We start from the raw sequence: 24,693 nt of genomic DNA, 5'->3' as shown, positions 1-24,693 counted from the left end.
GAGGGAGCAGGGCGCGGCCTGCCCGCCTCAGGGGAACTCAGAGGTGCCAGGCTGCCGCTGAAGCGCTTCATTGCGCTGGCCCAGCCAGCCCAGCAACTGGCCCTTGTCCATCGGCCGGGCAATGTGATAGCCCTGTCCCTCCTGGCAGCCCATGGTGCGCAGGGCCTGCCAGGCGCTGGCGTCCTCTATGCCTTCGGCCAGGACCTGCAGGCCGAGCTTGCGGCCCAGCTGGGCGATCATTTCGGCGATGCGCGCTTCCTGTGATTCGCCAAGCTGGCGCACGAAGCTGCGGTCGATCTTGATGCGGTCCAGCGGCAGGCGCTCCAGGTAGCTCAGCGAGGAGTAGCCGGTGCCGAAGTCGTCGATGGCAATGGTCACGCCCAGCGTGCGCAGGGCGCTGAGCGTGGCCTGCAGCAGCTGGGTGGGCAGGACCGCGACGGATTCGGTGATCTCCAGCTCCAGCTGCGCGCCCTGCAGGCCGTGCTCGGCCAGGGCATGGCGCACCGTCTGCAGGAAGCCCGGGTCCTGCAGCTGCACGGTGGAGACGTTGACGGCCATGCGCCGGGGCGCGCGGCCGGCGTCCAGCAGTTCGCGCATGGTGCGGCAGGCCGTGGCCAGCACCCATTGGCCCAGCGGCACGATGAGGCCCGAATGCTCGGCCACGGGAATGAAGCGGTCGGGCGGCACGAAGCTGCCGTCCTGCCGTGGCCAGCGCAGCAGGGCCTCCAGGCCGACCAGGGCATGGGTTTCCAGGTCCACCTGGGGCTGGTAGACCAGGAAGAGCTGGGCGCCGTCGATGGCCGCGCGCAGGTCGGACAGCAGCAGGGCGCGGTCGCGCGCCTCCATGCCCATGTGCTCGGAATACTCCAGCAGCTGGCCCCGGTGGTCGCGCTTGGCGCGCTTGAGGGCGATGGTGGCGTCCTTGACCAGGTCGGTGCCGGCCTGGCGTTCACGGGGCAGGTGCACGTAGCCGCAGGTCAGCGAGACCTTGTGCGGCACGCCGTCCACGGCCAGGGGCTGGCGCGCGCAGTCCAGCAGCTGGCCCAGGGCCACTTCCCTTGTGGGGCCCAGGATGCCGAAGGTGTCCGAGCCCACGCGCGCCAGCAGCACGCCGGCGGGCAGGGCGCCGGCCAGGCGGCGGGCCATGGCTTCGAGCAGGCGGTCGCCGAAGCGGTGGCCCATCACGTCGTTGGTGGCGCTGAAGTCGTCGATGTCCACCAGGGCCAGCACATGGTCCTGCGTGCCGCGCCACACGCATTCATCCACTTTTTCCACGAAGTGGGCGCGGTTGGGCAGGCAGACCAGGGGGTCGAAGTAGGCGGACTGGTGCAGGCGCTCCAGCAGGCCGCGGTTGTGCAGCAGCGTGCGCAGGTTGGCGCAGAAGACTTCGAGCAGCTGGCGGTCCAGTGCGCTGTGCGAGGCCGGCGCGTCGATGAAGACGGCCATGTCCTGCTCGTCTCCCCGGCCTATGTACAGGGCCACGCCGCGTTGCACGCCGTAGATGTTGCGGCGGGTCTGCAGGGCCTGGCGCAGCAGGCGCAGCCCGCGCGAGGCCAGCACGGTGGCGATGGGCTGGTCGATGAGCCGGGCGAATGGCCCCGTGGCCGCGAGCACGCGGTAGGGCTCGGCCGGGTGCGTGCCCTCCGAGCAGACCAGGCCTTCGCTGGCCACGCCCAGCAAGGTGGCCAGCTGGGTGATCACGCCGCGTGCGAAGGCGTGCAGATTGGTTTCCTCCAGCAGCGAGGCGCTGGAGCGCACCATCAGCTCCAGGCTGCGGCGGTTGGCCTCGATGGCGCACAGCTGCTCGTAGGAGCGCACGGCGGTCACCACGATGGCCAGCAGCCGGTCGGGCGTGAGTTCGGTCTTGGTGCGGCAGTCGTTGATGTCGTAGCGCAGCAGGGTTTCCAGATCGGGCGCCTGGCCCGGGCGGCCGGTGCGCAGCACGATGCGGCTGTTGCGCAGGCCGGCCGTGTAGCGGATGAAATCCACCAGATCCAGCCCGGCGCCCGTGCCGTCGGTCACGGCGTCGAGCACCACCACGGCCAGGTCCTGCTCGCTGCGCAGCAGATTGCGCGCCTGTGTGCCGGAGCGGGCGTAGAGGAACACCAGCGGCCGGCCGAACAGGGTGTGGCCTTCCAGCGCCAGGCGGAAGGCGGCGTGTACGTCGGGGTCGCTGTCCACGATCAGCACCCGCCATTCAGGCCCGGGCACGGGCGATGGCGGGGGCGGCTGCAGAGCCGGCTGCAGGAGGGCGGAAGCAGGGGCGGGCGCCCTGGGCGCCCGTGCGCGCATCACGAAACTCATGCCTCAGCCCTGTCCGTGTCCGCGCCGCTCAGGCCGTGGCATGGTCTGCCGCGCGCACGACCTGGTTGCGCCCGCTGCGCTTGGCGGCGTACAGCGCCTCGTCGGCCAGGCTGTAGGCGTCGTCGAAGCGGCCGCCGCTCGGGCGCCAGCTCACGCCGAAGCTGGCCGTGATGCAGCTGGCGTCGGGCAGGCCGAAGGGATGGGCCTCGATGGCGGCGCGCACCTGCTCGGCCACGCACACGGCGCCGTCGCTGTCGTGCTGGGGCAGCAGCACGGTGAATTCCTCGCCGCCCACGCGGCCGATGTGGGCCGTGGCCGGCACGGCGGCCTTGAGGCAGCGCACCACGCCCAGGATCACGCTGTCGCCCACGGGGTGGCCGAAGCTGTCGTTCACGCGCTTGAAGTGGTCTATGTCCAGCACGATCAGGGCCAGCCCCTGCTGGGTGAAGTGGCGGTTCACGCGCTCGATGATGGCCGCGCGGTTGAGCACGCCGGTCAGCGGGTCGTGCGTGGCGCGGTATTCCAGCTCGCCGGCCAGCTCCTGCAGGCGCTGGTTGAGCTGGGTCATCTCCAGCTCGGCCCGGTCGCTGCGGCGCACCAGCCGGCGCGTTTCGCGCAGCAGGCGCTCATAGGCGGTCAGCAGCACGCCCAGGGCCTGGTGGCAGGCCCGGGCGCCGGCCTCCTCGCCCAGCTCGTGGGCCGCGCGGGCCGCCAGCAGGGCCCGGTGCTCGGCATCGAAAAGATCTGCAGGAGCGGCGCAGGCGGCGGGTGCTGCCACGGTGTCCATCACGCGGCCTTCACGGGATGGCCGGTGAAGGCAATGGCGGCAAAGTCGTCGCGCAGCTCCTCGCCGAATTCGCAGATGGTGTCGTCTTCCTCGTCGTAGTACCAGTGCAGGGCCACGGTGCGGCCGGCCTCGGCGGCCTCGCTCAGCGCCTCGATGAGGTTGAACAGCATCTTGGTGCTGGAGCTGTTGAAGTAGGCCAGCGCGATGTGCACCTGGATCGGTGCCTGCTGCTGCGCGGGCTGCGCCAGGGCCAGGTAGTCCTGCAGGCGGGTGAGGATGCCGCCATAGAAGGCGGCGGCGTTCTCCGGATAGGACTCGCCACGCAGGTGCAGCGTGTGCGTGTCGAACCGGAAGTCCACTTCCGGGGAGCTGGGGGTCGGAGCGATGTAGAGGTTGTCCATGCGTGATCTCGGTGCGTTGTCCGTGCCTGCGCGCCCGGCCTGTCCAGGTCCGGTGCCGGAGCGTTCCTGGCTGGCCGGTGCGGCTCAGAGCGTGGCTTTCAGGTAGAAGACGGGACGACCGTCCACGGTCTGGGCGGGATCGAAGTCGAACTGCAGCGGCTCGCGCGCATCGCGGGCCAGGGTCAGGAAACCCATGCCCGCGCCCTTGCTGCCTTCGGGCGCGTCGTCGCGCAGCGACTGGCGGCAGGCCTTCTTGATCTCGTCCAGGGTCATGCTGCGCAGGGCGTCGAGCTTGGCGCGCAGCGCCTCGCCCATGCCGGGCTCGATGGGGTTGGCGCACAGCAGCACGAAGCTGCCGTCGTCCTCGCGGCGGATGCAGACCGCGCCGTGGCGCAGCTCGCCATCGTCCTGGTGGGGCGGGGTCAGGGCATCGGCCGAGTAATGGATGATGTTCTGCGCCATCTCCACGAAGGACGAGAACAGCTTGCGCCGCGTGGGGCCGGGCACGCCGGCCACTTCCAGCTGCAGCCGCACGGCCTCGGCCATGGCCGCGACGATGTTCTGCGAGAAGTAGCCCACGTAGTAGAAGATCACCTGGTGCTGGCGCGCCAGGTGGAAGAAGCTGCCGTACTTGTCGGCGATCTGTGCTTGGGGCATGGGAGGCATTCAGGTTCTGAAGCAGAAGAAGGTCAGGTCGTCACGGCGGTGGTGCTCGCCTTGCCAGGCCTGCAGGGCGTCCAGCAGGGCGCGGTTGATCTCGGCGGGCGTGCGGCCGGCCTGCTCCAGCAGCAGCTCGCGCAGGCGCTTCTTGCCGAAGGTGATGCCGCGCGGGCCGCCGACCTGGTCGATCAGGCCGTCGGTGGTGGTGAAGACCAGGGTGCCTGCGGGCAGCTCCAGGCCGATGTTGTTCCAGGCGAAGTCGAATTCGCTGTCCACATAGCCCACGCCCTTGCGCTGGCCGTCCACCACCTCCACCGCCTCGGCGCCGGGGCGCAGCAGGAACAGCGACAGGCGCGCGCCTGCAAAGCGCAGGCGCAGGTGCGCGGGCTCGAACCAGAAGCAGGCCGCGTCCAGCCCGTCGTCCGAGCCCGGCGTGCCGTCCTTGCCGTCGAGCTGGCCCAGCATCTGCTTGACGCTGCGGTTCACATGGCCCAGCAGCGCGGCCGGGTCGCGCGGACCGTGTTCCTTGATGGCCTGGCCCAGGCTGCTGGTGGCGATCAGCGTCATGAAGGCGCCGGGCACGCCGTGGCCCGTGCAATCGGCCACGGTGGCAAACCAGCCATCGCCGTCCTGGCTGAACTGGTAGAAGTCGCCGCCGACCACGTCGCGCGGCTCCCAGACCAGGTCGGCGCCGGGGCAGGCGCGTGCCAGGGCCTCGCGCGAGCTGCGCAGCAGCGACTGCTGGATCACGCTGGCGTATTCGATGCTGTGCATGATCTGGCGGTTGCGCGCCACCTGCATGTCCGCCACCGCACGCATCAGCTGCAGGCCGTGGCCCACGCCCGCGAACAGGCCGCCGCGCGTGATGATGAAGCCGTCGGTCAGCGCCTTTTCACCGTACTCCACGGTCTTCACGGTCAGGGTGTCGATGTCGGTGGAGGCATCGACCACCAGCGGCTCCTTGTCCATGAAGGCGATGCAGCTCTTCTTGCCGTACAGCTCCATGCGAAACGGCTTGCTGAACTGCGACAGGAAGATGCTGCGGTTGATCAGGCCGATGGGGCGGTCGCCCTCCACCACGGGCAGGCTGGCCAGATCGCGGTGGCGCGTGAAGACCTCGAGCACCTTCTCGTTGGTCTCGTCGGCGGTCATGCAGGGGACGGGGGTGCACAGGTCCGCGGCGCTGGGTGGGCGGAAACGGGGCCGGGAATCGCTCAGGTAGGCGCGGGACTCATCCATGGAATGCACATTGCAAAATTGTTAGGGAATGTTACGATCTCCCTGTTTCAGTTTTGTGACGCGGATGGGCCTGAGGGGCAGGCACCTCTTTGGAGGACTGTGAGCCGACAGCCTTCGTCCTGGCGCGGCATGGCCGTTCGCGGCCTGGGGCTGCCGTCCATGCAGGCCACCGGGGTGGACAGGCAGCCTCGCTTCAGCTCAGGCCTTCGGCGCGCTGCCTGACCGCGTCCTCGTGCAGCGACTCGCTGAGCTGGTCCACGACGATGGACCACGACGCATCGGCCTTGAGCTGCTCGGCCAGGAACTGGCGCTGCGCATCGCTCCAGTAGGGCGCATCCACCACATCCACATCGGCGGCCAGCTGGTGGGCGCGGATGAAGTCGGCAATGGCCTGGTCGCTGGCATCCAGGCCCAGCTGCAGGAAGAGATTGGACATGCGGACGACAGAGTTGTTCATGGAGGCGTGTTCGGTGCGTGTGGGATCAAAGGGAGCCGGCGGGCCGGCTGCAGGAAGGGGCCAGGGCGCTATCTTCCCCGATTTGCAGGGCGCCGCAGGCCAGTTGCGGCAGCATGGCAGCGCGGGTAGGTGCAGGCTGACAGCCTGCCGCGCTCCGGGCCAGCGCGCGCCCATCGACTGCCCCACTAGCATGGGGACATGAGCACTGCTTTCCCCGATCCCGCATGCCCGCCGACCTGATCGTGGCCCGTCCCGAAGGCCTGTACTGCGCGGCCGGCGATTTCTACATCGACCCCTGGCGGCCCGTGGAGCGGGCCGTGATCACGCATGGCCACTCCGACCATGCGCGCGCCGGCCACGCCCATTACTTGGCCCATGACGACAGCGCAGGCGTGCTGCGCGCACGGCTGGGCGCGGACATCACGCTGCAGACCCTGCCGTATGGCGAAGCCATCGATCACCACGGCGTGCGCATCTCCCTGCACCCGGCCGGCCATGTGCTCGGATCGGCCCAGGTGCGGCTGGAGCATGGCGGCCAGGTCTGGGTGGCCTCGGGCGACTACAAGACCGAGGCCGACGGCACCTGCACCCCCTTCGAGCCCGTGCGCTGCGACACCTTCATCACCGAATCCACCTTCGGCCTGCCCATCTACCGCTGGCCCCGCCAGCCCGAGCTCATGGCCGACATCAATGCCTGGTGGCAGGCCAACGCGGCCCAGGGCCGGCCCTCGGTGCTGCTGTGCTATGCCTTTGGCAAGGCCCAGCGCATCCTGCACGGGGTGGACAGCGGCATCGGCCCCATCGTCGTGCACGGCGCGGTGGAGCCGCTCAATGCCGTGTACCGCGCAGCGGGCGTGGACCTGCCGCCCACGCTGCGCGTGACCGACCCCGGCGTGGATGCACAACGGCTCAAGACCGCCCTGGTGCTGGCGCCGCCCTCGGCGCAGGGCACGCCGTGGATGCGCCGCTTTCCCGGCCATGCCGATGCCTTTGCCAGCGGCTGGATGCAGCTGCGCGGCACGCGCCGCCGCCGTGGCGTGGACCGGGGCTTCGTCATGTCCGACCATGCCGACTGGCCCGGCCTGCAGTACGCCATTGGCGCCACGGGCGCCGAGCGGGTCTTCGTCACCCACGGCAGCGTGGCCGTGCTGGTGCGCTGGCTGCGCGAGCAGGGCCTGGATGCGCAAGCCTTCCAGACCGAATACGGCGATGAGGACGAGGCTGCCGCCGCCCAGGCTGCACCGGATGAGGCGCCCGCCCCATGAAGGACTTCGCCGCCCTCTACCGCGCGCTGGACGCCAGCACCGCCAGCCGCGACAAGCAGGCCGCGCTGCAGGCCTATCTGCGCGCCGCCGCGCCTGCCGATGCGGCCTGGGCCGTCTATTTCCTGGCCGGCGGCAAGCCGCGCCAGCTGGTACCCACCAAGGTCTTGAAGGAGCTGGCGCGCGAGGCGGCCGGCCTGCCCGAATGGCTGTTCGACGAAAGCTACGAGGCCGTGGGCGACCTGGCCGAGACCATTGCGCTGCTGCTGCCGCCACCCGGTGACGCGCACGACCTGGGCCTGGCCGCCTGGGTCACGGACCACCTGCTGCCGCTGCGCGGCATGGCGCCCGAGGCGCTGGCGGACACGCTGCGCATGCAATGGGCGCGGCTGGCGGCCGATGAGCGGCTGGTCTACTTCAAGCTGATCACCGGCGCCTTCCGGGTCGGCGTGTCGCGGCTGCAGGTCACGCAGGCGCTGGCGGCCGTCAGCGGCGTGGATGCCAAGCGCATCGCCCAGCGGCTCATGGGCTACGCCCACATCGGCGCGCGGCCCGGGGCGGCCGACTACCTGCGGCTGGTGGCAGGCGAGGAAGAGGGCGATGACGCGCATTCGGGCGAAGCCCGTGGCCACCCCTATCCCTTCTTCCTGGCCCATCCGCTGCAGTTGCCGCTGGAGCAGTTCGACGCCGTGCTCGGCCCGCCGTCCCAATGGGTGGTGGAGTGGAAATGGGACGGCATACGCGCCCAGATCGTGCGGCGCGGCAGCGGTGACGCGCTGGGCACCTGGATCTGGTCGCGCGGCGAGGAACTGGTGAGCGAGCGCTTCCCCGAGCTGCAGGCCATGGGCGATGCCTTGCCTGCGGGCACCGTGATCGACGGCGAGATCGTCGTCTGGGCTGCGCAGCAGGGCGAGGCGCCCGCCCATGTGCGCCCCTTTGCCGACCTGCAAAAGCGCATAGGCCGCAAGACCCTGGGCCCCAAGCTGCTGCGCGAGCTGCCCGTGGTGCTGCTGGCCTATGACCTGCTGGAGGAGGGCGGCCAGGACCTGCGCGCCTTGCCCCAGCATGAACGGCGCGCACGGCTGGAACGGCTGGTGGCCCTGGTGGCGCACCCGGCGCTGCTGCCCAGCCCCGTGCTGGCAGGCGACAGCTGGCAGGCCCTGGCCGAACTTCGCGAGCAGGCCCGCTCCCTGGGTGTGGAGGGCATGATGCTCAAGGCCCGCGACGCCGCCTACGGCGTGGGCCGCACCAAGGACAGCGGCGTGTGGTGGAAGTGGAAGATCGATCCGCTGAGCGTGGACGCCGTGCTCATCTACGCACAGCGCGGCCACGGCCGTCGCGCCAGCCTCTACAGCGACTACACCTTTGCCGTCTGGAACGCGCCGCCCGGCACCGAGGGCCGCGCACTCGTGCCCTTCGCCAAGGCCTACTCGGGCCTGACCGATGCCGAAATGGCGCGCGTGGACGCCATCATCCGCAAGACCACGGTGGAGAGCTTCGGCCCCGTGCGCAGCGTGCGGCCCACCCTGGTGTTCGAGCTGGGCTTCGAGGGCATTGCGCGCAGCGCGCGCCACAAGAGCGGCATCGCCGTGCGCTTTCCGCGCATGCTGCGCTGGCGCGAGGACAAGCCTGTGCAGGAGGCCGACTCCATCGACACGCTGGCGGCCCTGCTGCCGCACTCCGACCCGTGACCCACCCTTGACGCACCGCGCCATGGCCACCCGTTCCCCCCACCCCCTCGCCACCGCCTGGCTTGCCGCACGGGGCTGGAAGCCCTTTGCCTTCCAGCGCGCCGTGTGGAAGGCGCTGGCCCAGGGCCACAGCGGCCTGCTGCATGCCACCACGGGCGCGGGCAAGACCTATGCGGTCTGGCTGGGCGCGCTGCAGGCCTTTGCGGGTCCGCCGCAAACCCCGATGCCGGCGCACACCGGAAAACGAAAACCGGCCTCCGCACCGCTCACCGTGCTGTGGATCACGCCCATGCGCGCCCTGGCGGCCGACACGCTCAAGGCGCTGCAGACGCCCTTGCAGGCGCTGGCCCAGGGCCATCCCGCGCTGGCGCGCTGGACCGTGGGCGCACGCACGGGCGATACGGGAAGCGCCGAGCGCAGCGCGCAGTCGCGCCAGCTGCCCACCGTGCTGGTCACCACGCCCGAGAGCCTGTCCCTGCTGCTGGCGCGCGCCGATGCGCGCGAGCTGCTGGGCTCCGTGCGCCTGGTGGTGGCCGATGAATGGCACGAGCTGCTGGGCAACAAGCGCGGCGTGCAACTGCAGCTGGCCCTGGCGCGGCTGCGCGGCTGGAGCCCGCAGCTGTGCGTCTGGGGCATGTCGGCCACGCTGGGCAATCTGGACGAGGCCATGCAGACCCTGCTGGGCCTGGACGACCATGGCCAGCCGCGGCCCGGCGTATTGGTCCAGGGCCAGGTGGACAAGCGCCTGGTGGTGGACACCCTGCTGCCCGACCGGCCCGAGCGCTTTTCCTGGGCCGGCCACCTGGGCCTGGCCATGCTGCCGGCCGTGGTGCGCGAGCTGGAGGCCACGGCCGGCTCCACCCTGGTCTTTGTGAATGTGCGCTCGCAGGCCGAGCTTTGGTACAAGGCGCTGCTGGAAGCCCGGCCCGACTGGGCCGGCCTGCTGGCCATACACCATGGCTCTCTGGACCGGGGTGTGCGCGAATGGGTGGAGGCCGGGCTCAAGGCCGGCACGCTCAAGGCCGTGGTCTGCACCAGCAGCCTGGACCTGGGCGTGGACTTCCTGCCCGTGGAGCGCGTGCTGCAGATCGGCTCGGCCAAGGGCATCGCGCGGCTGCTGCAGCGCGCGGGCCGCTCGGGCCATGCGCCGGGCCGGCCCTCGCGCATTACCCTGGTGCCCACGCACAGCCTGGAGCTGGTGGAGGCCGCCGCCGCCCGCGCCGCCGTGCGCGCGCAGCAGGTGGAAATGCGCGCCAGCCCCCGCCAGCCCGCCGACGTGCTGGTGCAGCACCTGGCCACCGTGGCCCTGGGCGGCGGCTACGTGCCCGATGAGCTGTATGCCGAAGTGCGCCGCACCGTCGCCTATGCCGGGCTGGCGCCTGCGGTCTGGCAGTGGTGCCTGGACTTCGTGCACCGCGGCGGCCCCTCGCTGGCCGCCTATCCCGACTACCAGCGCGTGCGGCCCGACGCGGAGGGCATCTGGCGCATGCCCGACGCGCGGCTGGCGCGCAGGCACCGCGCCAACATCGGCACCATCGTCAGCGACGCCAGCATGAGCGTGCAGATCCTGCACGGCGCGCGGCTGGGCAGCATGGAGGAGAGCTTTCTCTCGCGCCTGTCGCCCGGCGATGCCTTTGTCTTCGCGGGCCAGGTGCTGGAGCTGGTGCGCATCGAGGACATGACCGCCTACGTGCGCCGCGCCGCCAGAACGCGGCCCACCGTGCCGCGCTGGGCCGGCGCGCGCATGCCGCTGTCCACCGTGCTGGCCGACTTCGTGGTGCAGCAATTGGCGCTGGCGGCAGCGGGCGACTACCACTCGCCCGAACTGCGCTGCGTGCGCCCCCTGCTGGAAGTGCAGCAGCGCTGGTCGGCCCTGCCCACGCCCGCTACGCTGCTGGCCGAAACCCTGCGCACGCGCGAGGGCTGGCACCTGTTTCTCTATCCGTTTGCAGGCCGCCATGCCCATATGGGCCTGGCCAGCCTGCTGGCCTGGCGCGCCGCCCAGGGCGAGACGGGCACCTTCTCCATCGCCGTCAACGACTACGGGCTGGAGCTGCTGAGCGCCACCGAGCGTGACTGGGCCGCCATGCTGCCCGAACTGCTGCGCGCCGAGCCGGCCCAGGCCGTGGCAGTGCCCGGGCGCGTGTCCGCCAGCCAGGCGGTCGCCACGCGCAACACCGCCAATGCGGACCGCCACTGGGACCAGGCTGCCGACGATGCCCACCTGGCGGGCGAGGACGCCCATCACGCCCGCCATGCCCTGCTGCACGAAGTGCTGGCCAGTCTCAACGCCACCGAGATGGCGCGGCGGCGCTTCCGCGAGATAGCGCGGGTGTCCGGCCTGATCTTCCAGAGCCACCCGGGCGAGCGCCGCAGTGCGCGCCAGCTGCAGGCCTCGGCCCAGCTGTTCTTCGAGGTGTTTCGCAAGTACGACGACAGCAACCTGCTGCTGCGCCAGGCCGACGAGGAAGTGCTGAGCCAGGAACTCGATGTCGCCCAGCTGCTGGCCGCGTTGCGCCGCATGCAGGCGCAGACGCTGGTGGTGAGCGCGCTGCGCCGGCCCAGCCCGTTTGCCTTCCCGCTCATGGTGGAGCGCTTTCGCGAAAAGCTCACCAACGAGCACCTGGCCGACCGCATCGCGCGCATGCTGGCCCAGCTGCACGAGGCGGCAGACGCCGGCGGTGCAGCCAGCGAGCCGCGCACGCAGGACCTGGTCCCGCCCGATCCGCCGCTGCGTCCACGGAAAAAACCCAAGGCAGACCAGCCCCCCGCCGTGGACGAGGACACGGCCGCCGTGCGCCGCACGCTGGATTTCTCGCTGCAGGCCACCGACGGCCCCGAGGCCGATGCCGCCAGCCGCCGCCCGCGCCGCGTGCGCAAGCCCTCGCGGCCCTTGCCGCTGCTGTAGAACCATTGCACCGCTGATGAAAGGCCACGCACCGTTGCCAAGTCCTGTTTCCCCCGACGCCCTGGCCGGCAGCCTGGGCATGTTCCTGGCCGGCGAGCCCGTGCACCTGCTGGCCCAGCATGCGCTGTGGTGGCCCGCCCAGGGCACGCTGTTCATCGCCGACCTGCACCTGGGTAAGGCCGCCACCTTCCGCGCGCGCGGCATTCCCGTGCCGGCGGGCACCACGCAGGGCAACCTGCAGCGGCTATCGGCCCTTCTTCTGGGCCTGCCCGTGCGGCGGCTCGTGGTGCTGGGCGACTTCCTGCACGCGGCCGAGGCACGCAATCCTGCCGTACTGGCTGCACTGGCCCGCTGGCGCAGCCGCCATGCGGCCGTGGAACTGGTGCTGGTGCGTGGCAACCATGACAGCCACGCAGGCGATCCGCCGCCCGCGCTGGGCTTTGCCATCGTGGACGAGCCCTGGCACCTGGGGCCGTTCGCCGCCTGCCATCACCCCCCGCCGCCAACGCAGGACCTGCAGGCGCAGCAGGCCCGGCCCTGGCATGTGCTGGCCGGCCATGTCCATCCCGCCATCGTGCTGCGCGGCACCGGCCGCGACGCCCTGCGCCTGCCGTGCTTTGCCGTGCACGCGGGCTTTACCCTGCTGCCCGCCTTCGGCCTGTTCACCGGCATGGCCAGCCTGCCGCCCGAGCCAGGCCGCCAGCTCTTTGCCGTGGGCGCGGACCGGGTCTGGGCCGTGCCTGGGTGAGCCCAGGGATGTAATCGGGCGTAATTCTCCGCAAGGCCGTTGTTCCCTACAGTGACTCCCGCAGCAAGCGTGGCGGGACAGCAGGCAGTGCCCGGGGATGCCGCAGCGCTTTTCGTTCCACCAGGAGGAATGCATGGGCGTTCAACTCAATTTCTTCAACCAATCGAACAACGCGAACCACCCGCAGATCGTCATCTTCCAGAAGAACGTCGCCAGCGACCTCGATGCGCCTGCCGTGGCCTGGCGCGTCATCAAGTACTGCGGACAGGGCGACAACCATCCGTTCACCTTTCCGCTGGGCCTGCAGGTCGGCGCCAGCGACAGCCATGGCAACTGCACGCCGCAGCTGGAGGCGCAGTACGGCCAGCAGTTCCAGATGGCGCCGTCCACCGCCGGCGATCGCCTGGCGCCCGCAGGCTACGGCGCCAGCTCCAAGGAAGTGCAGGTGCTCAACGCGCTGCCCCAAGGTGCCATCAACGCCAGCTGCTACAAGGACGGCAGGCTGCTGGCCGTCAAGACCGCGATTGCCCCCCGGCAAAAGGCCGTCTTCGAATTCAAGCCCAGCATCTGGATCGGCGTGGCCTCGCACATCCAGCAGGGCCAGATCATGAACTCGGCCATCGTCTCCCAGATGAACACCGAAATCTCCCTGCTGGGCATCTCCCGTGCCGACATCGTGATGCGCGGCGGCGGCTCGGGGGCGAATTCCCGCCCCTTCTCGTTCTCGCTGGAGAACGTCGTGATGTGCTGATGCAGGGTCGCGGCAAGGGGAGGGGGCGGAGAAGGGGTGGTGAGGGGGCGGAAGGGGACGGAAGGGGACGCAAGGGCCTGAGCATGACACCCTGATGACGGCTGTCACATCCCTGTCATGGACGCAGCCAAGAATCCCGCACTTGCCCGGCCCGCGCAGGCCACTTCCGCAGGTGCTTCCTCCTCCCCATGACCGATGCAGCCTCCCCCCTGGCACAGGCCCACGAAGACGCAGGCCTGATCTGCGGCTGGCGCTTCTTCAGTGACACACGGCAGTGCGTGCAGGCCGTGACGGCGCCATCCGCCGCGCAGTGGCTGGCCGATGCCGCAGCCCGGTCCGATGCGGGCCGGCGCGATTTCCTGTGGCTCCACTTCAACCTGACCCACACCCAGTCCCTGCGCTGGCTGCAGCGCCATGCGGGCCTGCCCGACGTGTTCTATGCCGCCCTGCGCGAGGGCCTGACCTCCACGCGCATCGAGCGCGCCGACGACAGCCTGGTCGCCGTGCTCAACGATGTGAACTTCGAGTTCAACTTCGATTCGGCCGACATCGCCACGCTGTGGATCTGCCTGGACGAGCGCCTGGTCATCACCGCGCGCACCCAGCCGCTGCGCTCTGTCGATGCCCTGCGCGACGCCGTGCGCCGCGGCGACAGCCCCGCCAGCACGGCCGAGCTGCTGGAGCACCTGATGCGCACCCAGGCCGATGTGCTGGTCAAGGTGGTGCGCGAGACCACGGCGCGCGTGGACGACATCGAGGACGCCATCCTGGCCCAGCGCTACCACCATCCGCGCGCCCACCTGGGCCGGCTGCGCCGCCTGCTGGTGCGCCTTCAGCGCCTGCTGGCGCCCGAGCCCGCCGCGCTGTTCCGCCTGCTGCAGCAGCCCCCCGGCTGGATGGGCGAGGAAGACCGGCGCGGCCTGGCCGCAGCGAGCGAGGAGTTCTCGCTCATGCTGCGCGACATGCAGACCCTGCAGGACCGCATCAAGCTGCTGCAGGAAGAGGTGGCCGCCGCCGTGAACGAGGACAACAGCAACAGCCTCTTCGTGCTGACGGTGGTCACCGTGCTGGCCCTGCCCATCAACATCCTGGCCGGCCTGTTCGGCATGAACGTGGGCGGCATACCGCTGGCCGAGCACGAGCACGGCTTCTGGATCGTGGTGTCCATCGTCGTCGCCTTCACCGTCATCGCCGCCTGGCTGGCGTTTCGCAAGAAGCGGTACAGGGATTAGGGGACGTGTCAGGGAATCTTGCAGAAGAACTCGCAAAATATCTCGCACCAAACGGATTTCATCTATATAAATCAGCTGCTTATATAGGTGATCAATGTCGCAAAAATTCCTGCTCTACGACCATCCTGCCCAGATGGAGCCGCTGCTGCCGGGGGAACACAAGCTGGGCCCTTTGCTGGAGCTCTCCCATGACCTGATCAGGTTGGGTGAGCGGCTGGCCGGCCGCTACCGACCAGACACATTGCCAGGCCTGCGCCGGCTGCTTCGGGCCATGAACTCGTATTACTCGAACAGGATCGAGGGGCAGCACACCTTTCCGCTGGATATCGAGCGCGCCCTGCACAACGACTATGCGCAGGACGAAGATCAGGCCCGCCGTCAGCGATTGGCGCTGGCGCACATGGCCACTGAAGAGCAACTGGAGTACAGGTCCACGCAATGGACGAATGCGCAGGTCTGGACCCCCCAGATGCTGGCCGATATCCACCAGGATCTCTTCGCCCGTCTGCCCCAGGCCGATCTGGAGGCCGGCGCCCTTGGCGACGATGCCATCGAGCCGGGTCGATGGCGCACGCGGGAGGTTAGCGTGGGCAGGCATGCGGCGCCTGCAGCGGGGCAGTTGCCATTTTTTCTGGACCGCTGGTCGAGCTTCTACTCAGGCGTGCGCCGTGGCGAGTTGCAGTTGGTGGCCATGGCCGCTGCGCACCAGCGCCTGGCCTGGATCCATCCGTTCCGGGACGGCAACGGGCGCGTGGCCCGGCTGCATTCACATCTCGTACTAACCCACATGGGCCTGAGCAATGGTCTGTGGTCCCCCCTGAGGGGGTTCGCACGGTCGCAGGAGCGCTATTACGCCTTGCTTGCCGCCGCAGACGAGCCGCGCCGTGGTGACCTTGATGGCCGTGGCAATCTGACCGAACTGGGGTTGATCGACTGGATCGCATACGTGCTGGAACTATGCATGGACCAAGTGAGCTTCATGGAGGGACTTCTGTCGCTGGACGGCATGAAGGAACGCATGGCGGCATGCCTTGCCTATGAGGAACGGGTGGTGCGCCAAGGCGTGCGCAGCGAGGCATTGCGCGCATTGCACTATCTTTTTGCGGCCCAGGCGGAGATGGATCGGGCCGACTTCAAGGCCATGCTGGGGTTGGGTGACCGGCTGGCCACCGCCCAGGTATCGGCACTGCTCAAGCGCGGCCTGCTGGAGACGGATTCACCGTATGGAAGAGTGCGCCTGGGCGTGCCGCTGCACGCCCTGCGTTTTTACTTCCCCCGCCTCTGGCCGGAAGCGGAGGCTGACTCGCTGTAGACGGCTCCTCTCAGGCCGCCACAGCCCTCGCCCCGAACACCATCGCCCGCAGCCTGCCCAGCAGCGGCCACACCAGCATCAGCAGGGCCAGCGTGGTGATGGTGCCGGACAGGCCGTTGTGCCAGAAGATGCCCAACTCGCCCTGGCTGGAGAGCATGCTCTGGCGGAAGGCGTCTTCCATGCGGTCGCCCAGCACGATGGCCAGGACCATGGGCGCCAGTGGATAGTCGAGCTTCTTGAACACGTAGCCGACCACGCCGAAGACCAGCATGAGCCAGATGTCCGTGGCATTGCCGTGCACGGTGAAGGCGCCGATGGCGCAGACCATGAGGATCATGGGCGCGACGATGGAAAACGGCACGCGCAGGATGGCGGCGAACAGCGGCACGGTGGCCATGACGATGACCAGCCCGGCGATGTTGCCCAGGTACATGCTGGCGATCAGGCCCCAGACGAAGTCCTTTTGCTCGGTGAACAGCAGCGGGCCGGGCTGCAGGCCCCAGATCATCAGCCCGCCCAGCAGCACGGCCGCCGTGGCCGAGCCCGGAATGCCCAGGGCCAGCATGGGCAGCAGGGCCGAGGTGCCGGCCGCGTGGGCGGCGGTCTCGGGGGCGAGCACGCCTTCGGGGTTGCCCTTGCCGAAGCTGTCGGGGTCGCGCGAGAACTTCTTGGCCAGCCCGTAGCCCATGAAGCTGGCCGCCACGGCGCCGCCGGGCGTCACGCCCATCCAGCAGCCCACCAGGGCCGAGCGCAGCATGGTCAGCCAGTAGCGCGGCAGCCGGGCCCAGGTCCTGAACACCATCTTGAGGTCGATGGAGGCCTTCTTGCCCTTGAAGGCCAGGCCTTCCTCGATGGTCATCAGGATCTCGCTGATGCCGAACAGGCCGATCACCACCACCAGGAAATCAAAGCCGCGCAGCAGCTCGGTGGAGCCGAAGGTCATGCGCAGGTCGCCCGAGATGGTGTCCATGCCCACGGCCGCCAGCAGCAGGCCCACGGCCATGGCGGCCACGATCTTGGCCTTGGGCTCCTTGCCCATGCCGATGAAGGAGCAGAACGTCAGGAAGAAGACCGCAAAGAACTCCGGCGGCCCGAACTGCAGCGCGAACGAGGCCACGACCGGCGCCAGGAAGGTGATCAGCATCACGCCCGAGATGGCGCCGATGAACGAGCCTGTGAAGGCCGTGGTCAGCGCCGCCCCGGCGTGCCCCTGCTGGGCCATGGGATAGCCGTCGAAGGTGGTGGCCACCGACCAGGCCTCGCCCGGGATGTTGAACAGCACCGAGGTGATGGCGCCGCCGAACAGCGCCCCCCAGTAGATGCACGACAGCAGGATGATGGCCGAGGTGGGCGACATGCCGAAGGTCAGCGGCAGCAGGATGGCCACGCCGTTGGGGCCGCCCAGGCCCGGCAGCACGCCGACGACGATGCCCAGCAGGATGCCCGTGAGCATCAGCCCCGTGTTCTGCCAGGTGGTGACGGCCGCGAAGCCGTGCGCAAGGTATTGGAGTTCGTCCATGGTGTTGCTCCGTGGCGGCGACAGGGGTCAATAGCCGAGCCAGGCTTCAAGCGGACCCTTGGGCAGGGGCACCTTGAACTGGATCTCGAAGACGTAGAACAGCAGCACGCTGGTGAAGCCCGACAGCGCCACGGCCTTCCACCAGGGATAGCGGCCCGCAAACACCATGAAGCCCGTGATGAACAGCACCGAGGCCGCGTAGATGCCCAGCGGCGCGATCACGGCGATGTAGGCCGTCAGCGGCAACAGCACCTGCGCCACGCGCCTGAGCTGCAGCCAGCTGGCGAACTGTTCCTGGCTGCGGCTGCGCAGCGCCTGCACGAAGACGGCGATGGCGCAGATGCCCAGCACGGCGCCCACGCGCAGCGGGAAGTAGCCGGCCTGCGGGCCGGTGTCGCTCCAGCCCGCGCCAATGCGCTGGTTGTCCCAGACCACGAGCACGGCCAGCGCCAGCAGCACGGCGGCCACGCCGTACTCCACATGGCGGCGGGCCAGGCCGGGGGCCTGGGCTTCGGTGGCGGGGATGGATTCGGTGGCCGCGCTGGAGGGCTGGGCCGGGGCTGCTGCTGCCGCTGCCGCTGCATTGGAGGAGGGCGGGGCAAGGTGGATGGCGGTGTCCATGGCGCGGCTCCTCACTTGGCGGCGGCGGCCACGCTGGCCGACAGGAAACCGGCCTTCTTCATGATGTCGAGGTGGCGCGTCTCGTCCTTGGCCAGGAAGTCCACGAAGGCCTGCCCCGTCATGTACTCGGGCTTGAGCGCGTTTTTCTCCAGGTACTCCTTCCACTCGGGCGTGGCCACCACCTTGTGCATCACGCCTGCATAGAACTGCGCCTGTTCGGGCGTGGTGCCGGGCGGCAGGAAGAAGCCGCGCAGCATGGTGTATTGCACATCCAGGCCCTGCTCCCTGCAGGTGGGGATGTCCGACAGCGCCTGGCTGCCCGTGACCTTGGCCGTGTACTCGATGCGCTGCGTGTCGAACACGCACAGCGCCCGCACCTGGCCCGCGCGCCACTGCGCCATGGACTCGCTGGGGTTGTTGACGTTGGAGTCGATGTGCTTGCCCACCAGCTGCGTGCTGGCCTCGCCGCCGCCCTTGTAGGGGATGTAGGTGAACTTCACGCCGGCGGCCTGTTCCATGTTGGCGGTGATGATCTGGTCCTCGCGCTTGGAACTGGTGCCGCCCATCTTGAACTTGCCGCCGGCCTGCCGCGCGGCGGCCAGGTAGTCGGCGGGCGTCTGGTAGCCGGTCTCGGCATTGACCCAGAGCACGAACTGGTCCTGGGCAATCATGGCCACGGGATTCAGGTCGCGCCACTGGAAGGGCAGGGCCGTGGCCATGGGCAGGGTGAAGATGGCCGTGGAGGCCACCAGCAGCTTGTGCGGGTCGCGCGCCGAGGCCTTGACATCCAGAATGCCCTCGGCGCCGGAGGCACCGGCCTTGTTGAGGATGACCACGGGCTGCTCGATCAGCTTGTGCTTGGTGACGATGGCCTGGATCACGCGCGCCATCTGGTCCGAGGCGCCACCGGCCGAGAACGGCACGACGAGTTCGACGGACTTGGCGGGCTTCCATTGCGCCCGGGCGGCAGGGGCGGCGAGGGTGATGGCGGCGGTGGCGGCGAGGGTGGCGACGGCAGTTGCCGCCAGGCGGTTGCGGGGCGATGTCATGTCTCTTGTCTCCTGTTATTTCCTGGTATTGGTGCAATCCACGATCAAGGGGGCGAGCCATGTGCTCCGGCTCTGCCAAGGGGTTTCGGCGCGCGGCCGATGGGTTCAGGCGGCCTTGCGCAGCGCCCCGGCTGCGGCGTGGGCAGCGAAGTAGTCCATGGACGCCTGCACGCCGCTGCCGGCCAGCCGGATGCCGGACAGCTTCAGGCCCATCTCCACGCCCGCCACCATGGCCAGCAGCGTGAGGTCGTTGCTGTCGCCCAGGTGGCCCATGCGGAACATGCGGCCCTTGAGCTTGCCCAGGCCCGCGCCCAGCGACAGGTCGAAGCGCGTGTGGATCAGGCGGCGCAGGGCGTCGGCATCCACGCCTTCGGGCGTGATCACGCCGGTGAGCACGGGCGAGTAGACCTGTGGATCGGCGCACTGGATGGGCAGGCCCCAGGCCTGGACGGCGGCGCGCACGCCGGCCGCCCAGCGCTGGTGGCGCGCAAACACCGTATCCAGCCCTTCGGCCAGCAGCATGTCCAGCGATTCGGACAGGGCGTACAGCAGGTTGGTGTTGGGCGTGTAGGGCCAGTAGCCGGTCTGGTTCATCTCCACGATCTCGTCCCAGGCCCAGAACGACTTGGGCAGCTTCGCGCTTTTGGCGGCCTCCAGCGCGCGTGGCGACAGCGCGTTGAAGCTGATGCCGGGCGGCAGCATCAGGCCCTTTTGCGAGCCGCTGATGGTCACGTCCACGCCCCATTCGTCATGGCGGTAGTCGGCGCTGGCCAGGCCCGAGATGGTGTCCACCAGCAGCAGGGCCGGGTGGCCCGCCGCGTCGATGGCCCGGCGCACGGCGGCGATGTCCGAGGTCACGCCCGTGGAGGTCTCGTTGTGCACCACGCACACGGCGCGGATCCGGCGCTCCGTGTCCTTGCGCAGCCGCGCCTCGATCAGCCCGGCCTGCACGCCATGGCGCCAGCCCGGCGCCTGGGGCAGGTGCTCATCGGAGCCGCCATAGGACAGGAACTCGGTGGACAGGCCCAGGCGCGTGGCCATCTTCTGCCACAGCGAGGCGAAGTGGCCGGTCTCGAACATCAGCACATGGTCGCCAGGGCTGAGCGTGTTGATCAGGGCCGCCTCCCAGGCGCCCGTGCCGGAGGCCGGATAGATCACCACCGGATGCCGGGTCTTGAAGACCTGCTGGATGCCGGCCAGCACCTTCAGGCCGAGCTGGCCGAACTCCGGCCCCCGGTGGTCGATGGTGGGCAGGCTCATGGCCCGCAGGATGCGGTCGGGAACCGGGCTGGGGCCGGGGATCTGGAGGAAGTGGCGGCCCGTGGGATGGTTGTCGAGCGTGAGCATGGTGCGTCCTTTTCAAGGAAATGCCAGGTCGGTCTGCGGGGGAGGGTGTTTGCGAATTTTTGCATTCAAAATTCATAAATGCCTTGGTGATAACCATGAATGCCTTGAGAAATGCTTGCGTAAAAATGAATGCAAAATTCATTCGACCAGGAGAATCCATGGCGGAGATCATCGAGATTTCGCGGCTTGCCCTGCATGACCAGGTGGCGGCGCGGCTGCGCACCTGGCTGGTGGAAGGGCGCATACCGCCCGGCGCCAAACTCAACGAGCGCGCGCTGTGCGAGCAGTTGCGCGTCTCGCGCACGCCGCTGCGCGAGGCCATCAAGCTGCTGGCCTCCGAAGGGCTGGTGGACCTGGTGCCCAACCGCGGCGCCGTGGCCGTGCGCCTGGGCGAGGCCGATGTGCTGCAGACCTTCGAGGTGCTGGCGGGGCTGGAGGGCATGTCGGGCGAGCTGGCCGCGCAGCGCATCAGCGAGCAGCAACTGGCCGAGGTGCGGGCCCTGCACTTCGAGATGCTGGCCAGCCATGCGCGCCAGGACCTGTCCGGCTACTACCGGCTCAATGCGCTGATCCACTCGGCCATCAACCGCGCCGCCGCCAACCCCGTGCTGGCCGAGACCTATGGCCGCATCAACGCCCGCGTGCAGTCGCTGCGCTTTCGCACCAACCAGGACGCGGCCAAGTGGAAGCGCGCCGTCCAGGAGCACGAACGCATGCTGGAAGCGCTGCAGGCGCGAGATGCCGCCGCGCTGCGCCAGGTGCTGGTCGCCCACCTGGAGCACAAGCGCGACACCGTCATCGCCCTGCTCAAGGCAGGCCAGATCTACCCACGAACCATGAACGAATGAGAGCCGCCATGCTGATGGAACCCACGCACCGCCTTGCCGCTTCCCCCGACGACACCGTGCCCGCCCCCGGCACCGTGCTGCCGCCCGACGATGTCAGCCAGATGCTGGCGCGCCGCCTGCGCTCGGACACGCGCGGCCAGGTTCTGTTCGACGCCGCCTCGCGCGGGCGCTATGCCACCGATGCCTCCATCTACCAGATCATGCCGGTGGGCGTCTTCGTGCCCACCTGCGAAGAAGACATCGCCACGGCCCTGCAGATCGCCCGCGAGCTGAAGGTGCCCGTGCTGCCGCGTGGCGGCGGCACCAGCCAGTGCGGGCAGACCACGGGCGCGGCCCTGGTGATCGACAACAGCAAGCATTTGCGCAACATCCTCTCGGTGGACCCCGATGCAGGCACGGCCGAGGTCGAGCCCGGCCTGGTGCTGGACCACCTCAACGCCCGGCTCAAGAAGCTCGGCCTGTGGTATCCGGTGGACGTATCGACCAGCGCCCAGGCCACGCTGGGCGGCATGGCGGGCAACAACTCCTGCGGCTCGCGCTCGATTGCCTACGGCAACATGGTCCACAACGTGCGCGGCGCCCGCGCCTGGATGGCCGATGGCGAGCTGCTGGACTTCGGCCCCGTCGCCCAGGCCACGGGCCGCGCGGCGCGCATTGCGCAGTTCGTGCACGGGCTGGCGCAACAGCACCGCGAGGACATTCACGCCCACTGGCCCAAGGTCATGCGCCGCGTGGCGGGCTACAACCTCGACATCTTCGACAACCAGAGCGAGCGGCCCTACACGGCCGACGGCAGCGTCAACCTGGCCCATCTGCTGATAGGCGCCGAGGGCACGCTGGCCTACACGCGCTCGCTCACCCTGCAGCTCAGCGCGCTGCCGCGCGCCAAGGTGCTGGGCGTGGTCAATTTCCCCACCTTCCACGCGGCCATGGACTCGGCCCAGCACATCGTGAAGCTGGGACCCACGGCCGTGGAGCTGGTGGACCGCACCATGATCGAGCTGGGCCTGGCCAACCCGGCCTTCAAGCCCACCATAGAGACCGCGCTCATCGGCCGCCCGGCTGCCATCTTGCTGGTGGAATTCGCCGGCGACGACCGCGCCGCGCTGCTGGCGCGGCTGCGCCAGCTGGTGGAGCTGATGGGCGAGCTGGGCCTGCCCGGCAGCGTGGTGGAAATGCCCGAGGAAGCGGCCCAGAAAAACCTCTGGGAAGTGCGCAAGGCGGGGCTGAACATCATGATGAGCCTCAAGGGCGACGGCAAGCCCGTGAGCTTCATCGAGGACTGCGCCGTGCCGCTGCAGCACCTGGCCGAGTACACCGACGCGCTCACCGAAGTGTTCGCGCGCCACGGCAGCCGGGGCACCTGGTACGCCCATGCCTCCGTGGGCACGCTGCATGTGCGGCCCATCCTGGACATGCGCACCGACGGCGCGGCGCGCATGCGCGCCATTGCCGAGGAAGCGGCCGAACTCGTGCGCAAATACAAGGGCGCCTTCAGCGGCGAGCACGGCGACGGGCTGTGCCGCGGCGAGTGGATTGCCTGGCAGTTCGGGCCCGCCATCACCGAGGCCCTGCGCGCCATCAAGCAGGAGTTCGATCCCCAGGGCCTGTTCAACCCCGGCAAGATCATCGATACGCCGAAGATGGACGATGGCCGGCTGTTCCGCTTTGCGCCCGCCGATGCGCCCCGGCCCTACCGGCGCATTCCCATCACGCCCGTGCTCGACTGGTCTGCCTGGAACGTGCAGGCCGACCCGGTCACCGAGGTCACCACGGCGCCCGGCACGGGCGGCGACGTCACCGGCGGCTTTGCCAAGGCCGTGGAGATGTGCAACAACAACGGCCACTGCCGCAAGTTCGACGCCGGCACCATGTGCCCCAGCTACCGCGTCACGCGCGACGAGCAGCACCTGACGCGGGGCCGCGCCAACACCCTGCGCCTGGCCATCTCGGGCCAGCTGGGCCCGGACGCCTTCACCAGCGAGGCCATGCACGACACCATGGACCTGTGCGTGGGCTGCAAGGGCTGCAGGCGCGACTGCCCCACGGGCGTGGACATGGCCCGCATGAAGGTGGAATTCCTGGCCCACTACAAGGCCCGCCATGGCCACACGCTCAAGGACCGGCTGGTTGCCCATCTGCCGCGCTACGCGGCCACGGCCAGCCGCATGCCCTGGCTGCTGAACCTGCGCAACCGCCTGCCCGTGCTGCGCCAACTGGGCGAAAAACTGCTGGGCCTGTCCGCCAGGCGCTCGCTGCCGGCCTGGCGCAGCGACACCTTCTGGCGCGCGCCCGAAGCACATACCCTTCTTGACCGCGACCAGGCCCTGGCCCGCGCGGCGGCCGGCGAGCGCGTGGCCGTGCTCTTCGTGGACACCTTCAACGGCACCTTCGAGAGCGAAAACGCCCTGGCCGCCGCGCGCGTGCTGCAGGCGGCCGGCTATGCGCTGCATACCGCCAGCAAGTCCGCCAAAGAGGGCGGCGGCCACCACTGCTGCGGCCGCACCTACCTGGCCACCGGCATGGTCGAGCAGGCCAAGGCCAGCGCCGGTGCACTGATCAACGCCCTGGCGCCCTTGGCCCGCGCCGGCATCCCCATCGTCGGCCTGGAGCCCTCCTGCCTGCTGACCCTGCGCGACGAAGCCCTGGTCATGGGTCTGGGCGAGCCTGCGCAGGCCGTTGCCGCCCAGGCCCTACTGTTCGAGGAATTCATTGCCCGTGAAGTGAAGGCCGGCCGCTTTGCGCTGCCGCTGCGTGCGGCCGAGGCGCCCATCCTCGTGCACGGCCATTGCCACCAGAAGGCCTTTGGCGCGGTCAGCCCCATCCTCGACGTGCTGCGGCTGATTCCCGGCGCCCAGCCCGAGCTGATCGAAAGCTCCTGCTGCGGCATGGCCGGCAGCTTCGGCTACGAGGCCAGCCACCACCAGGTCTCCATGGACATGGCCGAGGCGGCCCTGCTGCCGGCCATACGCCAGCGCCCCGAGGCCATCGTCGTGGCCGACGGCACCAGCTGCCGCCACCAGATCGCCGACGGCGCGGCGCGCGAAGCCGTGCATGTGGCGCGGCTGCTGGAAAGCCTGCTGGATGCCCGCTGACTGCCATCCTCCCTCCCGCGCAAGACAAGGCACTCCCATGAAGCACAAACCCTGCCTGGACCTCCAGGACATCAAGACCATCGCCCAGGCCGCCGAGGCGCATGCCACGGCGCGCGGCTGGGCCGTCAGCATCGCCATCGCCGATGACGGCGGCCACCTGCTGTGGCTGCAGCGCCTGGATGGCGCGGCCCCGGCCTCGGCCCACATCGCGCCGGCCAAGGCCCACGCCGCAGCACTGGGCCGCAAGGAAAGCCGGCTCTATGAGGAAATGATCAATGGTGGCCGTACCGCCTACCTGAGCGTGCCCGCGCTGCAGGGCCTGCTGGAAGGCGGCGTGCCCATCACCAGGGAGGGCCACTGCCTGGGCGCCGTGGGCGTCAGCGGGGTGAAGCCGGCCGAGGATGCGGAGGTGGCGCGGGCCGGCGTTGCGGCGCTGGGGGCCGCGCCGCAGCGTTAGCGGCC

The 24,693-nt window shown here is 69.5% G+C and carries 20 protein-coding genes; 10 read left to right on the top strand and 10 right to left on the bottom strand.

Going from position 1 to position 24,693, the window contains the following annotated elements; translation table 11 throughout:
- Nucleotides 1-27: 27 nt before the first annotated feature.
- The 6 genes from ACF8ML_RS06625 to ACF8ML_RS06600 all read right to left on the bottom strand — a co-directional run bounded on the left by ACF8ML_RS06625 (nt 28) and on the right by ACF8ML_RS06600 (nt 5,848).
- Entirely contained in the window at nt 28-2,304 is a 2,277-nt protein-coding gene (locus ACF8ML_RS06625) for a putative bifunctional diguanylate cyclase/phosphodiesterase (protein ID WP_392406718.1), read from the bottom strand.
- A gap of 28 nt (nt 2,305-2,332) precedes the next feature.
- Nucleotides 2,333-3,091, bottom strand: a complete 759-nt coding sequence (locus tag ACF8ML_RS06620) for a GGDEF domain-containing protein (RefSeq protein WP_392406716.1) — start codon at nt 3,089-3,091, stop codon at nt 2,333-2,335.
- Nucleotides 3,091-3,492 (bottom strand): DUF1987 domain-containing protein, encoded by a 402-nt coding sequence (locus tag ACF8ML_RS06615; protein ID WP_016448191.1) that lies wholly within the window; start codon nt 3,490-3,492, stop codon nt 3,091-3,093. The genes ACF8ML_RS06620 and ACF8ML_RS06615 overlap by 1 nt, the downstream gene beginning before the upstream one ends.
- Before the next feature lie 84 nt (nt 3,493-3,576).
- Nucleotides 3,577-4,149 (bottom strand): SiaB family protein kinase, encoded by a 573-nt coding sequence (locus ACF8ML_RS06610; RefSeq protein ID WP_016448190.1) that lies wholly within the window; start codon nt 4,147-4,149, stop codon nt 3,577-3,579.
- Between the two features lie 9 nt (nt 4,150-4,158).
- Nucleotides 4,159-5,391, bottom strand: coding sequence for a SpoIIE family protein phosphatase (locus tag ACF8ML_RS06605; RefSeq protein WP_392406713.1), 1,233 nt, complete (start codon nt 5,389-5,391; stop codon nt 4,159-4,161).
- A 193-nt stretch (nt 5,392-5,584) separates the two neighbouring features.
- A complete protein-coding gene (locus ACF8ML_RS06600; protein WP_016448188.1) occupies nt 5,585-5,848 on the bottom strand; it encodes a DUF2789 domain-containing protein in 264 nt (87 codons plus the stop codon).
- Nucleotides 5,849-6,072: 224 nt separating this feature from the next.
- Between ACF8ML_RS06600 and ACF8ML_RS06595 the strand changes: the two genes are divergently transcribed.
- From ACF8ML_RS06595 to ACF8ML_RS06565, 7 genes are all read left to right on the top strand, one after another.
- Nucleotides 6,073-7,113: a ligase-associated DNA damage response exonuclease gene (locus ACF8ML_RS06595; protein ID WP_017404396.1), complete on the top strand. Its 1,041-nt coding sequence runs from the start codon at nt 6,073-6,075 to the stop codon at nt 7,111-7,113.
- Nucleotides 7,110-8,801 carry an ATP-dependent DNA ligase gene (locus ACF8ML_RS06590; protein ID WP_392406710.1) on the top strand — a complete coding sequence of 564 codons (1,692 nt, stop codon included), beginning with the start codon at nt 7,110-7,112 and terminating at the stop codon, nt 8,799-8,801. The genes ACF8ML_RS06595 and ACF8ML_RS06590 overlap by 4 nt, the downstream gene beginning before the upstream one ends.
- A 22-nt stretch (nt 8,802-8,823) precedes the next feature.
- The gene (locus ACF8ML_RS06585; protein ID WP_392406709.1) at nt 8,824-11,709 is read left to right on the top strand and encodes a ligase-associated DNA damage response DEXH box helicase; all 2,886 of its coding nucleotides are present in this window, start codon (nt 8,824-8,826) and stop codon (nt 11,707-11,709) included.
- Between the two features lie 16 nt (nt 11,710-11,725).
- Nucleotides 11,726-12,457, top strand: coding sequence for a ligase-associated DNA damage response endonuclease PdeM (gene pdeM, locus ACF8ML_RS06580; protein ID WP_370690591.1), 732 nt, complete (start codon nt 11,726-11,728; stop codon nt 12,455-12,457).
- A gap of 133 nt (nt 12,458-12,590) precedes the next feature.
- The gene (locus tag ACF8ML_RS06575; RefSeq protein WP_392406707.1) at nt 12,591-13,208 is read left to right on the top strand and encodes a hypothetical protein; all 618 of its coding nucleotides are present in this window, start codon (nt 12,591-12,593) and stop codon (nt 13,206-13,208) included.
- 188 nt (nt 13,209-13,396) lie between these two features.
- Nucleotides 13,397-14,440 (top strand): transporter, encoded by a 1,044-nt coding sequence (locus ACF8ML_RS06570; RefSeq protein WP_016448182.1) that lies wholly within the window; start codon nt 13,397-13,399, stop codon nt 14,438-14,440.
- Nucleotides 14,441-14,534: 94 nt separating this feature from the next.
- Complete coding sequence (locus ACF8ML_RS06565) at nt 14,535-15,752, top strand: Fic family protein (protein ID WP_016453711.1); 1,218 nt, start codon at nt 14,535-14,537, stop codon at nt 15,750-15,752.
- 10 nt (nt 15,753-15,762) lie between these two features.
- Here the strand turns inward: ACF8ML_RS06565 and ACF8ML_RS06560 are convergent, their stop codons facing one another.
- The 4 genes from ACF8ML_RS06560 to ACF8ML_RS06545 all read right to left on the bottom strand — a co-directional run bounded on the left by ACF8ML_RS06560 (nt 15,763) and on the right by ACF8ML_RS06545 (nt 20,288).
- Nucleotides 15,763-17,271, bottom strand: coding sequence for a tripartite tricarboxylate transporter permease (locus ACF8ML_RS06560; RefSeq protein WP_392406706.1), 1,509 nt, complete (start codon nt 17,269-17,271; stop codon nt 15,763-15,765).
- 27 nt (nt 17,272-17,298) lie between these two features.
- Complete coding sequence (locus ACF8ML_RS06555) at nt 17,299-17,892, bottom strand: tripartite tricarboxylate transporter TctB family protein (RefSeq protein WP_083281166.1); 594 nt, start codon at nt 17,890-17,892, stop codon at nt 17,299-17,301.
- 11 nt (nt 17,893-17,903) lie between these two features.
- Entirely contained in the window at nt 17,904-18,941 is a 1,038-nt protein-coding gene (locus tag ACF8ML_RS06550) for a tripartite tricarboxylate transporter substrate binding protein (protein ID WP_209800402.1), read from the bottom strand.
- A gap of 105 nt (nt 18,942-19,046) precedes the next feature.
- Entirely contained in the window at nt 19,047-20,288 is a 1,242-nt protein-coding gene (locus tag ACF8ML_RS06545; RefSeq protein WP_012204896.1) for an alanine--glyoxylate aminotransferase family protein, read from the bottom strand.
- Between the two features lie 158 nt (nt 20,289-20,446).
- Here ACF8ML_RS06545 and ACF8ML_RS06540 point away from each other — a divergent pair, with 158 nt between their 5' ends.
- From ACF8ML_RS06540 to ACF8ML_RS06530, 3 genes are read left to right on the top strand one after another with little or no spacing between them, the layout of a single operon-like run.
- Entirely contained in the window at nt 20,447-21,136 is a 690-nt protein-coding gene (locus tag ACF8ML_RS06540) for a GntR family transcriptional regulator (protein ID WP_012204897.1), read from the top strand.
- Between the two features lie 8 nt (nt 21,137-21,144).
- Nucleotides 21,145-24,231, top strand: coding sequence for an FAD-binding and (Fe-S)-binding domain-containing protein (locus ACF8ML_RS06535; protein ID WP_392406704.1), 3,087 nt, complete (start codon nt 21,145-21,147; stop codon nt 24,229-24,231).
- 37 nt (nt 24,232-24,268) lie between these two features.
- Entirely contained in the window at nt 24,269-24,688 is a 420-nt protein-coding gene (locus ACF8ML_RS06530; protein ID WP_197943091.1) for a heme-binding protein, read from the top strand.
- Nucleotides 24,689-24,693 lie beyond the last annotated feature (5 nt).

It is taken from the genome of Delftia sp. WSY_10 (genome assembly GCF_043104705.1).
In the GTDB taxonomy this organism is placed as follows: Bacteria; Pseudomonadota; Gammaproteobacteria; order Burkholderiales; family Burkholderiaceae_C; genus Comamonas; species Comamonas tsuruhatensis.
The sequence above is the reverse complement of the archived record's forward strand: the minus strand, read 5'-3'. Positions and strand labels throughout refer to the sequence as shown.

Bases quoted from the DNA above. Each gene is read 5' to 3' on its own strand.
- ACF8ML_RS06625 (WP_392406718.1), bottom strand. From the start codon at position 2,304: ATGAGTTTCGTGATGCGCGCACGGGCGCCCAGGGCGCCCGCCCCTGCT.
- ACF8ML_RS06620 (WP_392406716.1), bottom strand. From the start codon at position 3,091: ATGGACACCGTGGCAGCACCCGCCGCCTGCGCCGCTCCTGCAGATCTT.
- ACF8ML_RS06615 (WP_016448191.1), bottom strand. From the start codon at position 3,492: ATGGACAACCTCTACATCGCTCCGACCCCCAGCTCCCCGGAAGTGGAC.
- ACF8ML_RS06610 (WP_016448190.1), bottom strand. From the start codon at position 4,149: ATGCCCCAAGCACAGATCGCCGACAAGTACGGCAGCTTCTTCCACCTG.
- ACF8ML_RS06605 (WP_392406713.1), bottom strand. From the start codon at position 5,391: ATGGATGAGTCCCGCGCCTACCTGAGCGATTCCCGGCCCCGTTTCCGC.
- ACF8ML_RS06600 (WP_016448188.1), bottom strand. From the start codon at position 5,848: ATGAACAACTCTGTCGTCCGCATGTCCAATCTCTTCCTGCAGCTGGGC.
- ACF8ML_RS06595 (WP_017404396.1), top strand. From the start codon at position 6,073: ATGCCCGCCGACCTGATCGTGGCCCGTCCCGAAGGCCTGTACTGCGCG.
- ACF8ML_RS06590 (WP_392406710.1), top strand. From the start codon at position 7,110: ATGAAGGACTTCGCCGCCCTCTACCGCGCGCTGGACGCCAGCACCGCC.
- ACF8ML_RS06585 (WP_392406709.1), top strand. From the start codon at position 8,824: ATGGCCACCCGTTCCCCCCACCCCCTCGCCACCGCCTGGCTTGCCGCA.
- pdeM (WP_370690591.1), top strand. From the start codon at position 11,726: ATGAAAGGCCACGCACCGTTGCCAAGTCCTGTTTCCCCCGACGCCCTG.
- ACF8ML_RS06575 (WP_392406707.1), top strand. From the start codon at position 12,591: ATGGGCGTTCAACTCAATTTCTTCAACCAATCGAACAACGCGAACCAC.
- ACF8ML_RS06570 (WP_016448182.1), top strand. From the start codon at position 13,397: ATGACCGATGCAGCCTCCCCCCTGGCACAGGCCCACGAAGACGCAGGC.
- ACF8ML_RS06565 (WP_016453711.1), top strand. From the start codon at position 14,535: ATGTCGCAAAAATTCCTGCTCTACGACCATCCTGCCCAGATGGAGCCG.
- ACF8ML_RS06560 (WP_392406706.1), bottom strand. From the start codon at position 17,271: ATGGACGAACTCCAATACCTTGCGCACGGCTTCGCGGCCGTCACCACC.
- ACF8ML_RS06555 (WP_083281166.1), bottom strand. From the start codon at position 17,892: ATGGACACCGCCATCCACCTTGCCCCGCCCTCCTCCAATGCAGCGGCA.
- ACF8ML_RS06550 (WP_209800402.1), bottom strand. From the start codon at position 18,941: ATGACATCGCCCCGCAACCGCCTGGCGGCAACTGCCGTCGCCACCCTC.
- ACF8ML_RS06545 (WP_012204896.1), bottom strand. From the start codon at position 20,288: ATGCTCACGCTCGACAACCATCCCACGGGCCGCCACTTCCTCCAGATC.
- ACF8ML_RS06540 (WP_012204897.1), top strand. From the start codon at position 20,447: ATGGCGGAGATCATCGAGATTTCGCGGCTTGCCCTGCATGACCAGGTG.
- ACF8ML_RS06535 (WP_392406704.1), top strand. From the start codon at position 21,145: ATGCTGATGGAACCCACGCACCGCCTTGCCGCTTCCCCCGACGACACC.
- ACF8ML_RS06530 (WP_197943091.1), top strand. From the start codon at position 24,269: ATGAAGCACAAACCCTGCCTGGACCTCCAGGACATCAAGACCATCGCC.